Below are 19,177 nucleotides of genomic sequence, written 5' to 3' on the forward strand. Positions count from 1 at the left end.
CCCGTCCTGCTTACTTCTGTGAACCCCAGGCGCACAGGTTGTCGCCGATGACGGAGAAGGTCATCACGTCCTTGCGATCCTTGTCTCGCGGCAGCTTGTCGAATGCGCCGTGGTATTCGATGCCCTCGAGCGTGATGGTCATGTCTCCCGTGCCGTCGGACTTGTCCAGCTTCCACGTGCCGGTCTTGTCTCCGGTGACCGTGCCGTCGGCCGCGAGCGTGATGTCGACGGGCTTGTTGACGCCGCGATAGTCGGTGCTGGTCTTGTCGGTGACCTTCTTCGGTCCCTTGAACACGGTGTTCTGCGCGTGGATCACGAACTCGTAGTCGCCGGCCACGTCGTCGGCCGTGTACTTGGTGTCGGCCGCCTTGGTGCCGGTGTATTCGTACGGCGCGGCGACGAGCCATCCGTCATCGGTGCCGAGCAGCTCGTGCACGCGTACCTCGTGCTTCTCGCCGGTGCCGGAGAAGCGGCTGTGGTACACGACGTACATGGTGCCGTCATCGTCGGTGAGCAGTGAGTTGCCGCCCTGTGCGACCTCGATGTTCGCGTTGTCATTGCCGCTCCACTGGATCGAGCTCATCAGGCGAATGCCGTTCTCGCTCTGCCAGTTGTTGCCGATGGCGCGCGTGCTGATTGCGGTGTTGCCCTTCTCGTCGACGTACGGTCCGGTGAGCTTGTCGGAGCGGAACACGCGCATCTGGTATCCGCCGGTCTGCGCCAGACCGCCGTAGGAGAGGAACAGATACCAGTGGTCGTTGGCGTGGATGATGGCGTTGCCCTCGCCGGAGTTGCCGAAGCCGCCGGCGATCTTGATGCCGTAATAGGCGTCGGACTGATTGGGAACGGTCTGGTAGGTGGTGGCGTAGTCGCGCAGGCCGGTCTTCGGGTCGATCCTGAACATCCAGATGCCGCCGAACCAGGAGCCGAAGCTCATCCACAGGTCGCCGTTGTCGTCCTCGGAGATGTACGGGTCGATCGCGTTGATGCCGGTGTCGGTCTGCGAGGTGTAACGAGTCAGGTCCGCGCCTTCGCCGAGGACCTTCCACACGTCGGTCTTGCCGGCGTTCACCTTCTCGAATCCGGAATAGGTCACCGGTCCCACGTACGTCCAGTCGCCCTCGATGTCGTCGGCGGTGAGCAGGACGATCGCCGAACGGTAGTTGGCGCCGTTGATCGACATGTACATGCACCACTTGTTCATCGTCTTGTTCCAATACACTTCGGGCGCCCACATGTTGCCCTTGACGTCCGGGTTGGATGACTGCTTCGACCAGTTGGTCCAGATGTCCTTGAAGATCGTCTCGTAGTCGGTGCTCAGATTGTTCTTGAACGGTGTCCAGTTGATCAGGTCGTCGCTCTTGAGCCAGGCGAGGTGCGATCCGAAGATGTAGTACTTGCCATTGGCCTTGACGATGTCCGGGTCGTGCGATTCGCCGCGCTTGATCGTAGCGGTGCTGGTCTGTCCGTCTGTCTTGGATGAGCCGGACGACGACGAGGACGCCGTGTCGGACGAGGACGTTGTGCCGGCGGTCGAGCAGCCGGCCAGCGTACCGATGAGCATGGCGGCGGCCAGGCCGGTGGTGATTGCCTTGCGTAGTGCACCTGCGAATGTCATGGTTCCTCCTTTGAACGCATGCCGGGCATGCCGGATGGTTGGCGCATGGCGATGCCGATGCGATGGATCAGGCAACGCCGCATTTGTACATCGATGTAAATCCGTCTATATTATACATCGATGTAAACTTCTTGTCGAATCGAAAGGACAAGGAATGTCCGATTCCTACTCCCTGCTGTGCTACACGCGCATCCCCACGGCGCGCGAAGAAGCGAACAACGCGGACATCGCGTTCAGCGTGCACCTGGCGCTGCGCTCGCATATCGACGGCTCATGGACGCCGCTCAACGAGAACTACGGCATATTCTTCGCCGCAGGCGTGCCGATCGCCGCCGCGGACCGACGCTCGCGTCGCGCATGCACCGCGGCCGGGCGGTTCGGCGACGATCCGTATGAGGGCGTCGCCCGGACCGGCGAATCGAAGCGACTCAAGGCCAGTGCCGCCGTCACGCACGGTGCGGTAATGCCCGGCGTGGATATCGAGCTCAAAAGCCTCAAGGACCCCTATCTTTTCCGCACATCCACCGGACGATTCGCGATCGTCGCGACCCGTACCGCCCGCGGTGGAGCCCCGGACGGCTCCGAACGCTCCGCGTTCCTTCTGGCGACCAGCCGCGACCTGACATCCTATGATCAGCGCGGCTTGGTGCGCCTTGACACCGATAGAGGTGTGCATCGCCCGTCCGTCGCCTACGATGCCGCCGCCAAGCGATACGTCATCCGTTGGCGTGACGACGATGGCGTGCCGATGCGCGCGACCTGTGCCGATATCATCGCCGCGGCGGGCGGCGCACCGTTGCCGATCGAGGTGTCGGACGCAGGCATCGGCGACGCATCCGCGATCGGGCGAGATGCTGCGACCGCCGCGCATTATGACATCGCCGACGTCGTCCCCGGCAACGAGATCTCCATAAGCGGGAAGGAGGCGGCCGCGCTCATCGCACGATTCGGCCGCGTCTACAACACCGGCGTGAGCGTGCAGGAGATGACCGTTTCGTCCGCTTTGCGTGACGGTGAGGCGCGCGACCTGATCGGATCGCTACGCCGTACCACCGCAAAACTCCATTACTCCGACGGCTCCACGGCCATGCGTGCCGTCGATTGGGACGCCGCACAGCTCGAGGCACTCGTCGACGATGCCGAGACCGGTCGACTGCGTGCCGGCGAGCGTCGCAGCATTCGCGGCGTCGTCCGTCAGCCCGTCTATCCGGTGCCATTTGCCGTCGAGCGCGCCGATCCGTCGGTGTTCGCGTGGAACTTCAACGGCGAGCCGATGTTCCTGTTCATCGCCACAGACGATACCGACGGCAACTGTGTCGATCCGAATGACGGGGCGACGCATATGCCGTTGCGGGCGGCATCGTGCATCGCGGATTTGGCGGATGAGAACGGCGGCAGGGAACGTGAGGACGACCTGCTCAGGTGCGGTGATCTCAACTCGGAGGGGCGTGCGATGACCGGCTGCTTCTGGGCGCCGGAACTGCATGTGATCGGCGGAAGGTTGTCCATCCTGTTCATGCCATGCTTTGACGGAGAGCAGACCAATCCCGACGGCAGTGCGAACGATCGTGCGGGCAAGCCGGACATGTGGACCGGTCGATGCCATATCATGCAGCTCAAGCGGGATGCCGACGGACGTGATCTCGATCCGCGCGAGCCGGGCAATTGGACCGTGCCCGAACCGATTCTCGGTATCGGGGAGAGGGGCCTCAACCCGGTGGAGCGCATTTCGCTGGACATGACCGTGATCGTCGACTCCGGTCGCTGGTACTACGCGTGGCAACAGGTGGGCAGCGTGTGGATCGCCCCGTTCGATCCGTCCCGTCCGGCTCGCCTGACCGGTGAGCCGACGCAGATCGTCGTGCCGGAATTCGCCTGGGACAACATGATCGCCGAAGGGCCGAACGCGTTCGTGCATGAGGGGAGGATCTTCCTGATCTACTCCGGTTCGGCCGTAGGCATCGACTACACCACCGGACTGGTGACGGCTCCGGCGGGCGTGCGCGCCGATCTGACCGATCCGGCCTCATGGACGAAGCTCGATTATCCGCTGCAGAAATCCGGCATCTACAACGGTGAATGGCAGTTGGGGACCGGGCATGGCATGTGGTCGCATGACGAGGACGGCAACCTCATCTACGTGTTCCACAACGCGGAGTATGAGAACGGGAGATACGGCGGACGGGATGCACAGGTGCGCCGCGTCCATTGGTCGAACGAGGGCATGCCGATCCTCGACATGCAGCGAGACGAGGAATTGAGCCCGGTCTATGCTGATATAACGATGGAAATCGCCGTGCGGTAAGGCCGCCATGCGGCGTGGGGTCTGTTTTTCGGCCCTCCGATCCGCCGGACATGGGCAGTACAAGGCATGACGAGCATCCGTCATCATCGAGAACAGAATATTGAGGATTTTCCATGGTCAAGAAAACATCCGCAAAGGGCGGCGATCACGTCGTCACCATGCGCGAGGTCGCCAAGGCCGCCGGTGTGTCCATCAAGACCGTGTCGAATGTGGTCAACGACTATCAATTCGTCTCTGATGCGACGCGTCAGAAGGTGCACCGGGCCATCGACGAACTCGGCTATGTCATGAACGTGTCCGCGCGCAATCTGCGTCGCGGCCGTTCCGGCATCATCGCGCTTGCGATTCCCGACCTGCAGCTGCCGTATTTCGCGCAGTTGTCGTCGCTGGTCATCACCGAGGCGAAGAAGGTCGGTCTGCGCGTGATCGTCGAGCCGACGCTGTATTCGCGCGAGGGCGAGCTGGACGCCCTGCATGGTTCGCAGACGGCGATGGTGGACGGGCTGATCTACTCCCCGCTGGAGCTCGGTCCGGATGATGCCGCCGAGGTTGACGTGGATTATCCTCTGGTGCTGATCGGCGAGCGCATCTTCACCGATAAGGTCGATCACATCGCCACCGAAAACGTGGAGGGTGCCAAGCACGCCACCTCGTATCTGCTGCAGAGCGGGTGCAGGCGCGTGGCCGTGGTCGGCGTGCATGAGGGGGAGGAGGTCGGTTCGGCCGCCCTGCGATTCCGAGGCTATCGCGAGGCGCTGGAGGAGGCCGGCGTGCCGTTCGACCCCTCTCTGGTGGTGCCGATGAAGATGTGGCATCGTGTCGACGGCGTGAACGCGATGAACGCCCTGCTCGACTCCGGTGTGCGTCCGGATGGCGTGGTGGCCCTCAACGACATGCTCGCCTCCGGCGTCATGCATTCGATCCAGATGCACGATCTGCGCATTCCCGAGGATATTTCGGTGATCGGCTTCGACAATTCGGACGATTCCCAGTACCTGTCGCCGTCGCTGACCTCCATCGCGCCGAATCTCGAGGCCGTGGCGCGTCTGTCGGTGCGCGTGCTCAAGAACCGCATCGACGGGCTGCCTCCGTTGGATGATGCGTCGACCGCGCCCGTGTTCCGCAAGGTGTCGTCCTCTCTGGTCGTGCGCAACTCCACCCGCAGAATGTAGCGCCTCGCGACACCGGTTCTCCGGCGCAGGACTCCGGTGTTCTGCGCCCGCCCTCAAATTGGCTTTACATCGTTAGAAACGCCGAGTTGTTACATCGTTGTACATCTGATATATTCAACGATGTAAACACTGAGCCACTTGGATTGCGGAAGGAAGAAACAATGACTGTTTACAACAATCCGATCGTGCTCCAGCGTGCGGATCCGTGGGTGGTCAAGGTCGACGGCGAATACTATTTCACCGGCTCCGATCCCGAATACAACTGCATCGCCATCCGTCACGCCTCGACGATCAACGGCTTGCAGCAGGCCCCGGAGACCGTGGTCTGGCGCAAGCACGAGTCCGGAGCGTGCAGCAAGTACATCTGGGCTCCCGAACTGCATCGCGTGAACGGCGTATGGTACATCTACTTCGCCGGCGCGGAGCATGAGTTCGAACCGAACGGCATGCCCACGCATCGCATGTTCGTGCTGGAGAACACCGACGACGACCCGACCTCCGACAACTGGGTGGAGAAGGGGCAGATCGCCACGCCGATGGACTCGTTCTCGCTTGACGCCACCACCGAGGTGATCGACGGTGTGCAGTACCTCGTCTGGGCGCAGAAGGACTACGCCATCCCCGGCAACTCCAACCTGTACATCGCCCCGATGTCCAACCCCTGGACGCTGGCCGCAGATCCGGTGATGCTCTCCAAACCCGAGTACGACTGGGAGTGCATCGACTTCCTCGTCAACGAGGGGCCGGCGTTCCTGTTCCATGAGGACGGGATCTACCTGACGTACTCCGCGTCCGGCACCGGCGTGCCGTATGCCGTGGGTCTGCTGACCGCACAGCGCGGCTCGGATCTCATGGATCCGGCGAGCTGGACCAAGAGCCCGGTGCCGGTGTTCAGGACCTGCGCCGAGAACGGCCAGTACGGCCCCGGCCATAACTCATTCACCAAGTCCGAGGACGACTCCGAGGATCTGATGATCTACCATGCCCGCAACTACACCGATATCAAGGGCGATCCGCTCTTCGATCCGAACCGTCACGCCCGCGTCGGCGTGGTGCGCTGGAACGCGGACGGAACCCCCAACTTCGGAGTCCCCGAGCCGGACAATCTCTGGACCCCCGTCACGACCGATGTCCTGCCGCCCGACGGCGGACCGCGCGCCGGCACCCGGGTCGAGGAGATTCCGGTGCAGGCCGCGTAGGGCTGTCTATAATCCACAATCCGCCAATTCCATCGGTGTGTCACGCAGTTGTACAACGATAGAAATGGCGTTATAATCAATTCCAACGTTGTAAATGAGCGCTGCGGCTCGACAAAAAGCAAGTCCGAAACAGAGATGTTGACGAGGCGTGCACCTATTCGCCCGGTAAGGCGGGAACCATCAGGGATTCGTCAGGGCGCGGGCCCCGCGCACAACACAAGATTCTCGGGAAACCAAGAGAACCAAGGAGGAAATCCAATGAAGATCAAGAAGAACCTCATCGCGGCCACGGCGGCCGTGCTGGCGGCCGGCATGGCGCTGGCCGGCTGCGGTTCCAGCAGCAACGGCGGCGATGTGCAGAAGACGGCCGACGGCAAGGTGAAGATCACCATGTGGCATGGCTTCTCCGAGGCCGACGGCAAGACGCTGGAATCCATCGTCGACGACTTCAACAAGTCCCAGGACAAGTACGAGATCGACGCCCAGCTGCAGCCGTGGAGCACCATCGGCGAGACGATGGTCACCAAGGTCACCACCGGTGACGGCCCCGACTTCGTGACCACCGGCGCCGACAACGGCCAGGGCTGGTCCATCGACGGCACCTTCCAGTGCGTCACCGACTTCTATGACGACAAGGACAACGGCACCGACGAGTACCTCGACAACGTCGTCAAGCAGGTCACCTTCAACATCGACGGATCCGAGGAGAAGTGCGCCGTCCCGATGGGCTACGCGCCGACCTCCGTGTGGTACAACACCGACATGTGGAAGGCAGCCGGCCTGACCGACGCCGACATCCCGACCACGTGGGATCAGATGCTCGAGGTCGCCAAGAAGCTCACCAAGTCCGACGGCTCCCAGTACGGTCTCGCGATGGCCGACTCCGGATGGGCCGCCTTCATGAAGGGCAACGGCACCGGTCTGTACACCACCGATGGCAAGGTCTCCATCAACTCCAAGGAGAACAAGGCCTTCCTCGAGAAGATGCGCGCCTTCTACAAGGGTGGCTACGCCCTGTCCGGTCTGGACGACACCGCCGCCCGCGAATCCTTCGAATCCGGCCAGTCCGCGATGGTGATCGTCGGCCCGTGGGAGGACCAGGCCGCCACCGACAAGGGCATCAACCACGACACCTTCGCCGTTCCGGACGGTGACGGCACGTACAAGTACTCCGACGGCAAGACCGGCTCCAACACCGGCTCCACCGGCCTGTACTGGTGGGTCACCTCGCAGGTCGGCGACTCCGAGAAGCTACCCGGCATCTACGAGTTCTTCAAGTTCTACAACAACCACGACAACCAGGTGAAGTGGTCCCTCGGCTCCGCCTACCCGCCGAACAACAGCACCGTCACCGAGGATGAGCTGTCCGAGCGCCCGCTGATCGCGAAGATCGCGCAGTACACCGACAACTCCTACATCGGCATCGCCGGTCTCAAGGGCGGCTTCGGTGACATCGCCGCCTCGCTCGACACCCTGACCCAGAACACCGTCCGCACCGACGATGACATTCAGGGTCTGCTCGATCAGGCAGAGACCTCCATCCAGGGCTACCTCGACGAGTACGCCGACAACTGATCGGCTCACCCGGACGACTGATCCGGTCGGCTGATCCGCGGTCCTGACTCCCGCGGACCAGCCGCCGATCATCCCGAAAAGCAGCCCACGTTCCGCCTCCCCATGTTCCGCACGGACGCAAAGTGCATGGGGAAGGGGGAGGCGGAACATCCCCATCGCCCAATCCACGTGTCCTTTTGGAGGAGCAAAATGACCACAGCAACTTCGCCGCGAAGCGAAGCACATCAGGTCGCCAAGGAGAACCGGAAGGCCATCCAGATGCGCAACCTGCGCACCGGCATCCTGTTCACCGCGCCGGCGCTCATCGTCCTCGCGATCTTCGTCTTCTATCCGGCCGTCCAGACGTTCATCACGTCGCTGACCAACGGCCGCATCAATTCCAACGCCCGACGTCCAGCCAAGTTCATCGGCTTCCAGAACTACATCACGCTGTTCCAGAGCCGTGACTTCTGGACCGACGTCAGGAACACCCTCGTATACGCCGTGCTGTACGCCCCGATCGTCGTGATCGTCGCGCTTGCGTTCGCACTGCTGCTCAACCGCAAGGACCTCAAGTTCGTCGGATTCTTCCGCACCTGCATGTTCCTGCCGTTCGTCATCTCGCTGACCGTCGCCGCCATCGCATGGCAGTTCATCCTCTCGCCGTCCCTCGGTCTCGTCCCGTACTGGATCTCGCTGCTCGGCGGTCCCGAGCACATCGATCTGCTCGGCACCCGCGAGACGTCGATGGCCACCATCGTCTTCATCACCGTGTGGAAGATCTTCGGCTACTTCATGGTCATCTTCCTCGCCGGTCTGCAGGGCATCTCCGCCGAACTGTACGAGGCCGCATCCCTCGACGGCGCGAGCGCATGGCAGAAGTTCCGCTACATCACCCTGCCGGCTCTTCGCCCGACCTTCAACTACGTCGTCATCTTCGGCCTCATCGGCTCCTTCCAGGTCTTCGATCAGGTCTTCATCCTCACCTCCGGTGGTCCGGCGCGATCCACCGAGACCATCGTGTACCGCATCTACACCGAGGCGTTCGGCAACGGCAAGCTCGGCTACGCATCGGCACTGTCGTACGTGCTGCTCATCATGACCCTCATCGTGGGTCTCGTTCAGCTGTACACCAACAACAAGCATGAGAAGGAGGAGATCGCATGAGCACCGCAGCCGCAACCTCCGTGAGACTGACCGCGGAGCAGGAAGCCGCCAACGCGCGCATCAACGCCGAAAACGAGAAGCTGCGCAGGAAGGCGCGCACCAAGCGCAACATCAGCCTGACCCTGAGCTACATCGCCCTGATCCTGGTGACGTTCCTCATGATCTTCCCGCTGATCATCGTCGTGATCGTCTCGTTCACGCCGAACGCAGTCACCCAGACGTGGCCGCCGAAGGTCATCCCGAGCGCGTGGACCCTTGAGAACTACACCAGCCTGTTCCAGCGTCTGCCGATCGGCCGCGAGCTGCTCAACACCGTCGTGTTCGCCGGCGCCGTGACGATCATCTCCGTGTTCTTCGACTCGCTCGCCGCCTACGGCCTGTCCCGCGTCGACTTCAAGGGCCGTGGCATCCTCCTCGCCGTGCTCATCGCCACGATGATGATCCCGGGCATGGCCCTGCTCATCCCCGTCTACAAGCTTCTCGGCTCGATGGGTCTGGTCAACAGCTACCTCGGCATCATCATCCCGCGTATGGCCGATGTCGGCGGCATCTTCCTGCTACGCCAGTTCTTCATCTCCATTCCGAAGGATCTCGACAACGCGGCGCGCATCGACGGTGCCGGTGAGTTCCGCATCTTCACGCAGATCATCCTGCCGAACGCCATGCCGGCGATCCTGACCGTGGGCATGTTCAACTTCATGGGCAACTGGAACGACCTGCTCTGGCCGTTGATCATGACCTCCAAGCCGGAGACCCGCACCATCACCGCAGGCCTCGCGATGCTGACCGGCCACGGATCCTCCGTAACGCCGTACGGCGTGGTCATGGCCGGCGCACTGATCTCCGCCCTGCCGCTGCTCATCGTGTTCTTCTTCGTGCAGAAGCGCTTCGTCGAAGGCATCGCGATGACCGGCATGAAGTAACCAATCCGTATCGCGTCGGTTGTTTCCCTTCTTCTTCCTCGGCCGTACGCGATATCTCCACCGGGTGCCGTACCGCAGCTCCTCCTGCGGTGCGGCACTTCTGCCATCTGCTCTGCCATCTGCCCGGAAAACACCGTTCGGCATCGCCCGGCTGCGGTCGGCCCGCGCACGAGTCAGTCGGCTGTCTCCGTCAGACTTGACTCTCGCTCCCTGATCGTGGAGGGCGCGGTGAACTGCACGCGTCCATGAACCGTCACACCTGCCAGCGTCGGCGCCTGTCCTTCGATGCGATCGCAGATGAGCTCTACCGCCGTCCGGGCCACTTCCTCAAGATTCGGATTCACCGAGCTGAGCGACGGGTACAGGTACTGCGAGTCGACGGAATCGTCGAACCCGAACACCCGGACGTCCTGTGGCACCCGAATGGACTGCCGGCGCAGCTCCTGCAGCACGCCCGCGGCCAGCAGATCGCTCATGCACACGATGCCGTCCGGATTTAGGCCTGCGGCGAGCATCCTGCGCACGGCCTCCTCGCCGCCTGGCTGATGCCACATGGCCGCCGGGATCTCCAGCGCCGGGTCATTGGGCAGCCCGGCGTCGCGCAACGCCTGTCGATATCCTGCGAGCCGCAACGGGGCGGCGCCGGCGGTCTGCCCGTCATGCACGCCGATGATCGCGATGCGTCGGCATCCGTGTTCGATCAGACGGGTGGTCGCATTGTAGATGCCGACGCGGTTCTGCGTGGTCACGCGATCGAACGAGGTCAGCGGCAGCTGGTCGCCGATGATGACCAGCGGGTAATCGACGTCAATGACGGGTTCGTCCGCCGCGGACAGATGCAGGGGACTCATGATCATGCCGTCGGCGAGCGAGGAGAGCGGTCCGTGCAGCAGATCGAGCTCGTGCTGCCTGCTGACTCCCGAAGGGCTGAACATCACCTGTCTGCCCCGCAGATGTGCCTCCTCGATGATCGAGGACAGCAGTCGCGCGAAATACGGCACCTGCGGGTCGGGAATGCACAGACCGATGATGTCGCTGCGCCCCTGACGCAGGCTTTTGGCCGTCACGTTGACGCTGTAGCCCAGTTCGTCGATCGCCTCCAGCACCTTGCGCCGGGTGCTCTCCCTGACGAACTCGTACCCGTTGACGACGTTGGAGACGGTTTTCAGCGATACTCCGGCCAGTTTGGCGACGTCGTTCATCGTGACGCGCCTATGGGCCATTCCGCGGGCCATGACCTTCACCTTTCTTCCGATTCTTCCGATCCGTCCGTTGATCCGTCCGCCAGTATGCAACGACGGCTCCCCTCACACGAGGAGAGCCGTCCATACTGCGTACTGCGTCTGTCCGCTTTGGCTCACTGCTCGAGGAAGAGCTGCGGGGCCTTGTCGAAGTTCTTGGCGCAGTGCTCGCCGCAGAAGTAGTAGGTCTTGCCGTCGTGCTCGCGCGTGATCGCGTCGGCGTTCACCGCGACGGTCATGCCGCACACCGGGTCGGTTGCGGTCTCGCCGTCGGTGGGGGCTGCGTGATGCATGTGCATGTGGTTCATTTCCATGGTGTTCTCCTTGTGATTGGTGTTATGGGAAGTGTTGTCCGTGGTGAGCATGGTCCGTTCGTCGATGATCACGTGCGGGCCGTCGCCCGACGGCTTGGCGGACTCGGCGGTGTCCGCCGCACTGCGTCCGGTCACCGTCTCCGCGCTCGGATGCGCGAGATTCAGGCGATTCGCGTTGAGCACGAGGCACACCGAGCTCAGCGCCATCGCCAGTCCCGCGATCATCGGGCTGAGCAGCCATCCGGTGAACGGATACAGCACGCCGGCCGCGATCGGGATGCCGATCACGTTGTAGCCGAACGCCCAGCCGAGATTCTGCCTGATGTTGCGCATCGTCGCCTGCGAGAGGTTGATCGTCCTGATCACGCCGCGCAGATCGCCGCTCATCAGCGTCACGTCGGCCGACTGCATCGCCACGTCGGTGCCGGTGCCGATCGCGAGTCCCAGATCGGCCTGCGCGAGTGCGGGCGCGTCGTTGATGCCGTCGCCGACCATCGCGACGAGTCCGTCGTGCGGCTCGCGCTGCAGCTTCTCGATCCAGTACGCCTTGCCGTCCGGCCTGACCTGCGCGATCACCGTGTCGATGCCTACCTCGCGCGCGATATGCGCGGCCACGTCGGCCTTGTCGCCCGACAGCATAACCGTGCGGATGCCGGCGGCGCGCAACGCGGCCACCGCCTCCTTCGATCCCGGCTTGATCGGATCGCGTTCGTAGCTGGGACGGCTCCAGTCGGTCGAATCGGCGTCGGCCACGCCGCGCGTGATCGTACCGGTCTTGTCGAAGACGACGACGCCGATCCGGCGCGCGTTCTCCAACGCCTTCGCGCTGGTGACGAGCACGCCGTTCGTCGCGCCGACGCCGGTCGCGGCCGTCACCGACAGCGGCGTCGCCAGTCCCAGCGCGCACGGGCAGGCGATGATGAGCACGCTCACCGCCGTGACGAGCGCGTGCGCGAGCGCCGGATCGGGGCCGATCGCGAACCAGATCGCGAACGTCCACACCGCGATGATGAACACCGCCGGCACGAACACGCGGGCGATGGAGTCGGCCATGCGCTGCACCGGAGCCTTCGTCGCCTGCGCGCGGGCGACCATCGCGACGATCTGCGAGAGCACCGTGTCGCCGCCGACCTGCGTGGCGCGCATGAGGAGGTTGCCTTTAAGGATGATCGTCGCGCCGGTGAGGATGGCGTCCGCGGGATCGTCGGCGTCCGGCGTGCCCGCCGACTTGCGCACGGGACGCGATTCGCCGGTGATCATCGATTCGTCGACCTGCGCATCGCCCGCGACGACCACGCCGTCAGTCGGGATGCGCTCGCCGGCCTTGACGACGATGAGGTCGCCGGGCTGGACCTCGTCGATGTCGACGTCCGTATAGGCGTGCGGATCGAGCCAGTCGGACGCGGCGGCTTCGCCGTTGCCCGTCGTCCGCGCGATGGCATTGCGACCGGACTCGTCTCCGGCCGCGATCAGTCGGTGCGCGGTGCGCGGACGCAGTCCGATCAGCGCCTGCACCGCCTTGCCGGTGCCCTCGCGCGCCTTCGTCTCCAGAAGGCGCCCGACGAGCACGAGCGTGATCACCACGCCGACCGATTCGAAGTATGGTTCGCGCGATCCCTCCGGCAGCAGCCACGGCGCGATGCACACGAGCAGGCTGTATAGGTACGCGGCGCTCGTGCCGAGCGAGACGAGGGAGTTCATGTCGGGGGAGCGATGCTGCAATGCGGGGAATCCGACGCGATGGATCGGCGCGCCGCAGTAGAACATGACCGGTGTGATGAGCACGGCCTGCAGCCACGGGTTGATGAGCCAGTCCGGCACGAGCATGTGGTCGATCATGTGCAGCATCATCCCGACGAATACGGGCAGGGTGAGCACCGTGCCGAGCGCGACGAGCTTGGTGAGGTTCCTGATTTCGGCGCGACGTTCCTCGGCCTCGCGCGTCTGCGCGGCGGCGAAGTCGGCGCCGGAGGTGGCGGAGGTGGTCGTGTTCGGCGTGTCCGGCGCTGCGGCGGAGGTCGTTGCGGCCGATGTTTCGCCGGCATCGCCCTCCCCTTCTCCTTCGACGCGCAGCAGGCCGTGCACCATGTTCATGCCGCAGGCGAACGGGTAGTCGCCCGCCTTGAGTGCGGGAAGGCGGACCTCCGTGGCGGTGTTGCCCGGCAGCATCGCGTCGAGCCCGAGATCGCCGAAGACGACGTGCGACGTGCATTCGCCGGTCTCCTGACGATCGAAGTTCAGCACGATCGGCACGCCGGCGCGCATCGTCACCACGTCCGGCGAGTATCCGCCCTTGACGGTGATGGTGGCGTGCTGCTCGCCGTCGCCCATCTCGCCCTGCGCGGCCTTGCGCGTGCCGAAGAAGAAGCGCAGGATGAGCCATGTGAGCAGGACCGCGCCGATCAGCGATGCCCCGATGGTGAATATGTTGAGTTCCATGCGCCCTTCGTCTCCTTGCCGTATGCCGTGCGTTGCCGTGTGCCGTGCGCCGTGTGCGGCCCGTCGTGCGGATCGGTTTCATTGTATCCCTGATGACAGTGTATACCCTATACCCCTATGGGGTATAATGAGGGGAGTTTCCCTCATGGAGAATCGGTCGGAAGGGACGACGCGCCGGAGGGGCGGCAAGCCGGAAGATACGGCAAGTACGGCAAGGAGGACTGCCATGCACGGTTACGGTGACGACAAGGCGAAGGTGTTGGCGCGACTGCGCCGCATCGAGGGCCAGGTGCGCGCGATCGAGCAGATGGTGCAGGACGACAAATACTGCATCGACGTGCTCACGCAGATCGCGGCGTCGAACTCGGCCCTGAAATCGGTGGCACTGCTGTTGCTCGACGACCACCTCAAGCACTGCGTGTACCAGGCCACGCAGGACGGCGGCGCGGTCGCCGACGAAAAGATCGACGAGGCCTCCGCCGCCATCGCCCGCCTCGTCAAATCCTGAAGCAGGGCTTCGCGCGTCCGTGGTTTACTTGGGGCATGACTGATAACGCTGTTGTATGGATCATGGCCGCGGTCGTGCTGCTGATCGGCTTCGCGCTGGGCGCGGCCATCGGCTTCGTGCTGGGCAAATCGAAGGGGCAGGAAAGCGCGCGCGGCGTCCGCGTCGCCGAACTGGAGGACGCCAAGTCGAACGTCGAATCCGCCAATATGGAGATCGCGCGACTCAACGCCGCATACGCCGAGGCGCGCGCGCAGCACGAGGGTGCCATCCAGCAGCTCTCGTTCGTCAAATCGCAGCTGGCGCAGGCGCAGCAGGCCGAGCAGATCCGCATCCAGCGCGATCGCGAGCGCGCCGAGGCCGAGGCCGAGGAACGGCGTCAGGCCGCGCTGGAGGCCGCCGAACAGCGGCGTCAGGCGGAGGCCAAGGCCGCGGCCGAACAGCGCAGGATCGAGGCGCAGGATGCCGAACGCCGTCAGGCCGAGCAGGCGCAGCGACTGAAGGAGCAGAACCGCGTCATCGAGGCGCTCGCCCCGGTGCAGAAGAACCTCGACGCGCTGCAGGCCAAGGTCGCGCAGATCGAGGAGGGGCGCAAACGCGAGATGGGCGCCCTCGGCGAGCAGCTCAAGGGCCTCAACGAGCAGCAGACGCGCCTCGACCGCGAGACCAGCGCCCTGTCCGCCGCGCTGAGCAACAACAAGGTGCGCGGCGCGTGGGGCGAGGCCCAGCTCAAGAACATCGTCGAATCGGCCGGACTGCTCGAGCACGTCGACTTCGACACGCAGGTCGCGGTCAAGGGCGACGGCGATCGCGACCAGCGTCCGGACATGGTCGTCCACCTGCCTGGCGGCAAGACCATTCCGATCGACGCCAAGGCGCCGTATTCCGCCTATCAGCGCGCCTGCGAGATCCCCGACTCCGCCGGCCCCGACGAGCTCGCGCGCCGGTCCGAACTGCTCAAGGAGCACGCCAAGGCCCTGCGCGAACACGTGAACGTGCTCGGCGCCAAGGCCTACTGGAAGGCGTTCGATACGACGCCCGACTTCGTCATCGCGTTCATCCCGAACGAGGCCCTGCTGCAGGCCGCGCTCGTGGCCGATCCCACGCTGCTCGACGACGCCTTCTCGAAGAAGGTGGCGCTCACCTCGCCGGTCACCCTGTGGGCGGTCCTCAAATCCGTCGCGTACGCGTGGCAGCAGCAGAATCTCACCGAGGACGCGAAACTGCTGTTCGATCTGTCGCGCGAACTCTACGAGCGATTCGCCAAGCTGGGCGAGCACGCCACCAAGCTCGGCGCGCAGATCACCCGCACCGTCGCCGCGTACAACACCTTCGCCTCGAGTCTCGAACGCCGCGTGCTGCCCACCGCGCGCAAACTGCAGAAGATCGACGCGACCAAGGTCATCGCGGAGGTGCCGCTGCTCGACCCGGACAAGAGCAACATCACCGAACTGACCGCCCCGGAAGTCAGCGGTGACGCGGACGGCGACGGTGCCGCGTCGGATGAAGGCTGACATGGACTGACGTCTGATCTGGGCTGAGGTCTGATATGGTCCGGCGTCCGTCGTCGACGATTGCTGACATTCGGTGACGAGACCGGGCCGTATTGTTGGCGCTATGACTGATTCCGGTTTCCGTTCCACTGGTCCCGCCGATCTGCGCGGCGACGCCATCGACTTCGCGGCCCTCGACCCGCGCGATCAGCTGCGCGCCCTCCTCAAGGAGCGCGTGGTCGGCCGCCCGTTCTCCGAACTGTACGGTGTCACGCTCGACCATCACGGCGCCGCGGTGATGGGTCACGTCCTGCTCGACACGCTTGAGGACGCCGGATACTCCGTGGACGACTTCGACGCGGTCGGCGCGCTGACCGCCGCCTCCGTGCCGCTCGTCAGCTCCGTGATCCAGGCCGCCGCCTCCCGCGGTGAGGACCTCGACGGATTCGTCATGGACTTCGTCTTCCCGTCGATCAAGGGCCCGTCGATCAAGGGCAAGCGCGTGGTGCTGCTCGATGCGTGGCTCTCGGAGAAGTCGTACGTGCAGACCAGCTCGCTGGTGACGCTGCGCAACGGCAACGAGCTGAGCCTCGATTTCTCGATCGTCGAGCACGAGGGCGCTTCGGTCGTGGCCGTCGCCTCGCTCGTCGGCGAGGTCGGCGAGGGCGCGGACGAGCACGAGATCACCGTCATCAACCCGGTCGACGACTCGCGCCACGAGGTGCCGTTCATCCAGGTCTTCCACGAGTCCGAACTCAACGCCTGACAGGTCGCATGCATCCCCGTAATCCCATCGATATCGAGGCCGAACGCTCCGGCGAGCCCGTCTTCCGCGAGGTGGGCGTGGGGCCGTGGGCCCAGACCCATCCCGGTGAGCCGCGTCCCGACGACCCGGCGTCGCCGGCCTACGATCCGTACCGGTACGACTCCGCCCTGCTCGATGAGGGCGATCGGCGCAACGTGCTCGACCGCTACCGCTACTGGAGCGTCGCCGCGATCAAGGCCGATCTCGACGCGCGCGGCCGTCATGACTTCGAGATCGCCTGCGAGAACTGGACGCACGACTTCAATATCGGGTCGATGGTCCGCAGCGCCAACGCGTTCCAGGCGCGCCGCGTCCACATCGTCGGCCCGCACAAGTGGAATCGCAACGGCGCGCTGATGACCGAGCTGTACAGCCACGTTGAGCATCATCCGTCGATCGCCGAACTGGTCGAATGCTGGCGCAATCGCATCGCCGGTGAGATCGCCTACGAGCGATCCCGCGCCGCGGCCGCCGCACTCCGCGCGAGTGGGGACGCCACCGGCGTCGCCTCGCATACGGATGCCCTTGCCGAACTCGACGCGGCCGACGTGCGCATCCGGGAACTCGAGGCGGCGCGCGTCATCGCGATGGACATCATCCCCGGCGCTGTGCCGATGGAGACCTACGCCTTCCCCAAGCGCTGCCTGCTGCTGTTCGGCGCCGAAGGCCCGGGACTGACGCAGACCGCCCTCGACCTCGCCGACGACGTGGTCTACATCTCCCAGTTCGGTTCGGTCCGCTCCATCAACGCCGGAGCCGCCGCCGCCGTGACTATGCACGCCTGGATCGCCCAGCACGCCACCATCCGCTGAACGCGGCCCCGACGAACGATCCCCGCCGCCTCTGGCGGTGATCACCCACTGGAGGGATATGCCCGTTGCCTCCTGACGGAAACCTCTCGCTGAGGTGGTTCTTCGCGAGAGAATTCCGTCATTACCCCACCGGAACCTCTTGCTATGAGGGCCGTGTGCGAGAGAACCGTGTTCTGAAATGGCAGAAGTGTCTCGCTGAAACTCCGTCAGTGAGAGGTCCTTGGCATATGGGTAGGAATAACCTCTCACTGGAGAAGTCTCAGTGAGAGCTTCGTGCCACCATATGGCAGCGATCTCTTGCTGATGGGGCGTCAGCGAGACGTCATCGTTGCCTCCTGACGGAAACCTCTCGCTAAGGTGGTTCTCCGCGAGAGGTTTGCGTCACCGTTGCCGTGAGATCTCTCGCCATGGTGGTGATCCGGCGCTATCTGTGAGAGATCGATGTAATACGGTGGCGACGGCCTCTCTCGGACGGACGGGCATGGGACAGGAGCTGCGGGTGGGGTGCAGGGATGCGAGCCCCTGCCGGCTGGGTCGGTCGACTAGAGCTGATTCCTCGGTACCCCGGCGGCAAGCAGCTTGCCGATGAGCGGTTCCCGGCGGATCGCATCATCGAACGTGAATCGGAATATCGTCGTGACTCCGGCCTGGCGCAGCGCGGTCTCGCGTTCTCGTTCCGCGAGTACCACGCCTTGGATGCTTCTGCGATTGGTCATCTCCGGATTCACATACTTCTCCGTGCCATCCAGCTCGCCGACGATGACACGCCCGTCTGGCAGTCGCCAGACGAAGTCGACCCGATACGTCTGCTCCGTAGCGGGGTCGACGAAAGTCGTCTGGATCTCCGGAACCATGAATCGCTGTTCGATGATCGTGCCGCGCGCCAGTGACTCGCCGCCGTTCTCGCTGGCGGGATTCGCATAGTGCAGCAGGCGGAGCACCGGTGTGGAATCCTGTTGTATGCGCGAACTCGCCACCAGCATGTCCGCGATGGACAGACCTCCGGCCATCGCGGAATCGACGATGGCGAGCGCATCGCGGAACTGCAGGGTGAGGCCGCAGTCCACGACGGTGCGGGCGCGATCCGTAACCGGAATCCCGTTGGCGGTGACGATGTGCTGCTCCGGCGGGATCCGTAGTCGTTGGATGCGTTTGCCGGCGGTGGTGTCGGTGCTGCGAGTGGTGGTGGTCACGGTGATCCTACCGTCGTGCAGCCTCCAGCGGTGGTCGAAGCCGTGTGCGGCAGCGGCGGTGAGTCCTCCGAAGACCCAGCTGGGATGCTTCCTCGACAGGGTGCGAGCCATATGCAGCGTACGCTCGGGAGGACTGAGCGATTGCCAGTATGCGGCGTCGGCGTACATATTGGGCATCGCCTGATGGAGCTCGTTCGCGTGTGCACGGCGGGACAGTGCCTGACGCTGTGCGTGTGTGGTCCCGAACGCGCATCGGCGTTCGGATTGCGCCGTCTGAATCAGCGCCGTGACTTCGTGGTGTTGTCTCATGACCCGACCATAAGGGGCGGCACCCGCTGTGGGAGGAGTCGAACGACTCCGGTGGACGAAGCTCCTCGAGGCTTGGGATTCCGCCGATGGGTTCGCTGCGGGATGCTGTGGATAAGTCGTGGGTGGCG

Annotated in this window: 14 protein-coding genes; 10 read left to right on the plus strand and 4 right to left on the minus strand. The window is 64.1% G+C overall.

The features are described 5' to 3' along the window. Nucleotides 1–10: 10 nt before the first annotated feature. Nucleotides 11–1,618, minus strand: a complete 1,608-nt coding sequence (locus tag EMB92_RS09940) for a glycoside hydrolase family 43 protein (RefSeq protein WP_150394741.1) — start codon at nucleotides 1,616–1,618, stop codon at nucleotides 11–13. A gap of 154 nt (nucleotides 1,619–1,772) precedes the next feature. On the opposite strand from EMB92_RS09940, the gene EMB92_RS09945 reads away from it, so the two are divergent. The 6 genes from EMB92_RS09945 to EMB92_RS09970 all read left to right on the plus strand — a co-directional run bounded on the left by EMB92_RS09945 (nucleotide 1,773) and on the right by EMB92_RS09970 (nucleotide 9,938). Further along, nucleotides 1,773–3,923, plus strand: a complete 2,151-nt coding sequence (locus EMB92_RS09945) for a family 43 glycosylhydrolase (protein ID WP_150394742.1) — start codon at nucleotides 1,773–1,775, stop codon at nucleotides 3,921–3,923. Between the two features lie 113 nt (nucleotides 3,924–4,036). After that, nucleotides 4,037–5,095, plus strand: a complete 1,059-nt coding sequence (locus tag EMB92_RS09950; protein ID WP_150394743.1) for a LacI family DNA-binding transcriptional regulator — start codon at nucleotides 4,037–4,039, stop codon at nucleotides 5,093–5,095. Between the two features lie 161 nt (nucleotides 5,096–5,256). After that, nucleotides 5,257–6,294 carry a glycoside hydrolase family 43 protein gene (locus EMB92_RS09955; RefSeq protein ID WP_150394744.1) on the plus strand — a complete coding sequence of 346 codons (1,038 nt, stop codon included), beginning with the start codon at nucleotides 5,257–5,259 and terminating at the stop codon, nucleotides 6,292–6,294. Between the two features lie 258 nt (nucleotides 6,295–6,552). Then, nucleotides 6,553–7,869, plus strand: coding sequence for an ABC transporter substrate-binding protein (locus tag EMB92_RS09960; protein ID WP_150394745.1), 1,317 nt, complete (start codon nucleotides 6,553–6,555; stop codon nucleotides 7,867–7,869). 189 nt (nucleotides 7,870–8,058) lie between these two features. Then, complete coding sequence (locus EMB92_RS09965) at nucleotides 8,059–9,015, plus strand: carbohydrate ABC transporter permease (RefSeq protein WP_150394746.1); 957 nt, start codon at nucleotides 8,059–8,061, stop codon at nucleotides 9,013–9,015. Beyond that, complete coding sequence (locus tag EMB92_RS09970; RefSeq protein WP_150394747.1) at nucleotides 9,012–9,938, plus strand: carbohydrate ABC transporter permease; 927 nt, start codon at nucleotides 9,012–9,014, stop codon at nucleotides 9,936–9,938. The genes EMB92_RS09965 and EMB92_RS09970 overlap by 4 nt, the downstream gene beginning before the upstream one ends. Before the next feature lie 173 nt (nucleotides 9,939–10,111). Here the strand turns inward: EMB92_RS09970 and EMB92_RS09975 are convergent, their stop codons facing one another. Together EMB92_RS09975 and EMB92_RS09980 are read right to left on the minus strand one after the other, a co-directional pair. Further along, nucleotides 10,112–11,173 carry a LacI family DNA-binding transcriptional regulator gene (locus tag EMB92_RS09975; protein WP_150394748.1) on the minus strand — a complete coding sequence of 354 codons (1,062 nt, stop codon included), beginning with the start codon at nucleotides 11,171–11,173 and terminating at the stop codon, nucleotides 10,112–10,114. Between the two features lie 122 nt (nucleotides 11,174–11,295). Beyond that, a complete protein-coding gene (locus EMB92_RS09980; RefSeq protein ID WP_150394749.1) occupies nucleotides 11,296–13,932 on the minus strand; it encodes an HAD-IC family P-type ATPase in 2,637 nt (878 codons plus the stop codon). A gap of 226 nt (nucleotides 13,933–14,158) precedes the next feature. On the opposite strand from EMB92_RS09980, the gene EMB92_RS09985 reads away from it, so the two are divergent. The 4 genes from EMB92_RS09985 (at nucleotide 14,159) to EMB92_RS10000 (ending at nucleotide 17,547) form a co-directional block, all read left to right on the plus strand. After that, on the plus strand, nucleotides 14,159–14,440 hold the full coding sequence (locus tag EMB92_RS09985; protein WP_107043811.1) for a metal-sensitive transcriptional regulator: 282 nt from the start codon (nucleotides 14,159–14,161) through the stop codon (nucleotides 14,438–14,440). A 35-nt stretch (nucleotides 14,441–14,475) separates the two neighbouring features. Beyond that, entirely contained in the window at nucleotides 14,476–15,951 is a 1,476-nt protein-coding gene (rmuC, locus tag EMB92_RS09990) for a DNA recombination protein RmuC (RefSeq protein ID WP_150394750.1), read from the plus strand. Between the two features lie 103 nt (nucleotides 15,952–16,054). Then, entirely contained in the window at nucleotides 16,055–16,696 is a 642-nt protein-coding gene (locus tag EMB92_RS09995; RefSeq protein ID WP_150394751.1) for a type I phosphoribosyltransferase, read from the plus strand. Between the two features lie 8 nt (nucleotides 16,697–16,704). Beyond that, nucleotides 16,705–17,547 (plus strand): TrmH family RNA methyltransferase, encoded by an 843-nt coding sequence (locus EMB92_RS10000; RefSeq protein WP_150394752.1) that lies wholly within the window; start codon nucleotides 16,705–16,707, stop codon nucleotides 17,545–17,547. A gap of 542 nt (nucleotides 17,548–18,089) precedes the next feature. Here EMB92_RS10000 and EMB92_RS10005 read toward each other — a convergent pair. Then, nucleotides 18,090–19,049, minus strand: a complete 960-nt coding sequence (locus tag EMB92_RS10005; protein ID WP_150394753.1) for a hypothetical protein — start codon at nucleotides 19,047–19,049, stop codon at nucleotides 18,090–18,092. Nucleotides 19,050–19,177: the final 128 nt, after the last annotated feature.

The organism is Bifidobacterium callitrichos (genome assembly GCF_008698085.1).
In the GTDB taxonomy this organism is placed as follows: domain Bacteria; phylum Actinomycetota; class Actinomycetes; order Actinomycetales; family Bifidobacteriaceae; genus Bifidobacterium; species Bifidobacterium callitrichos.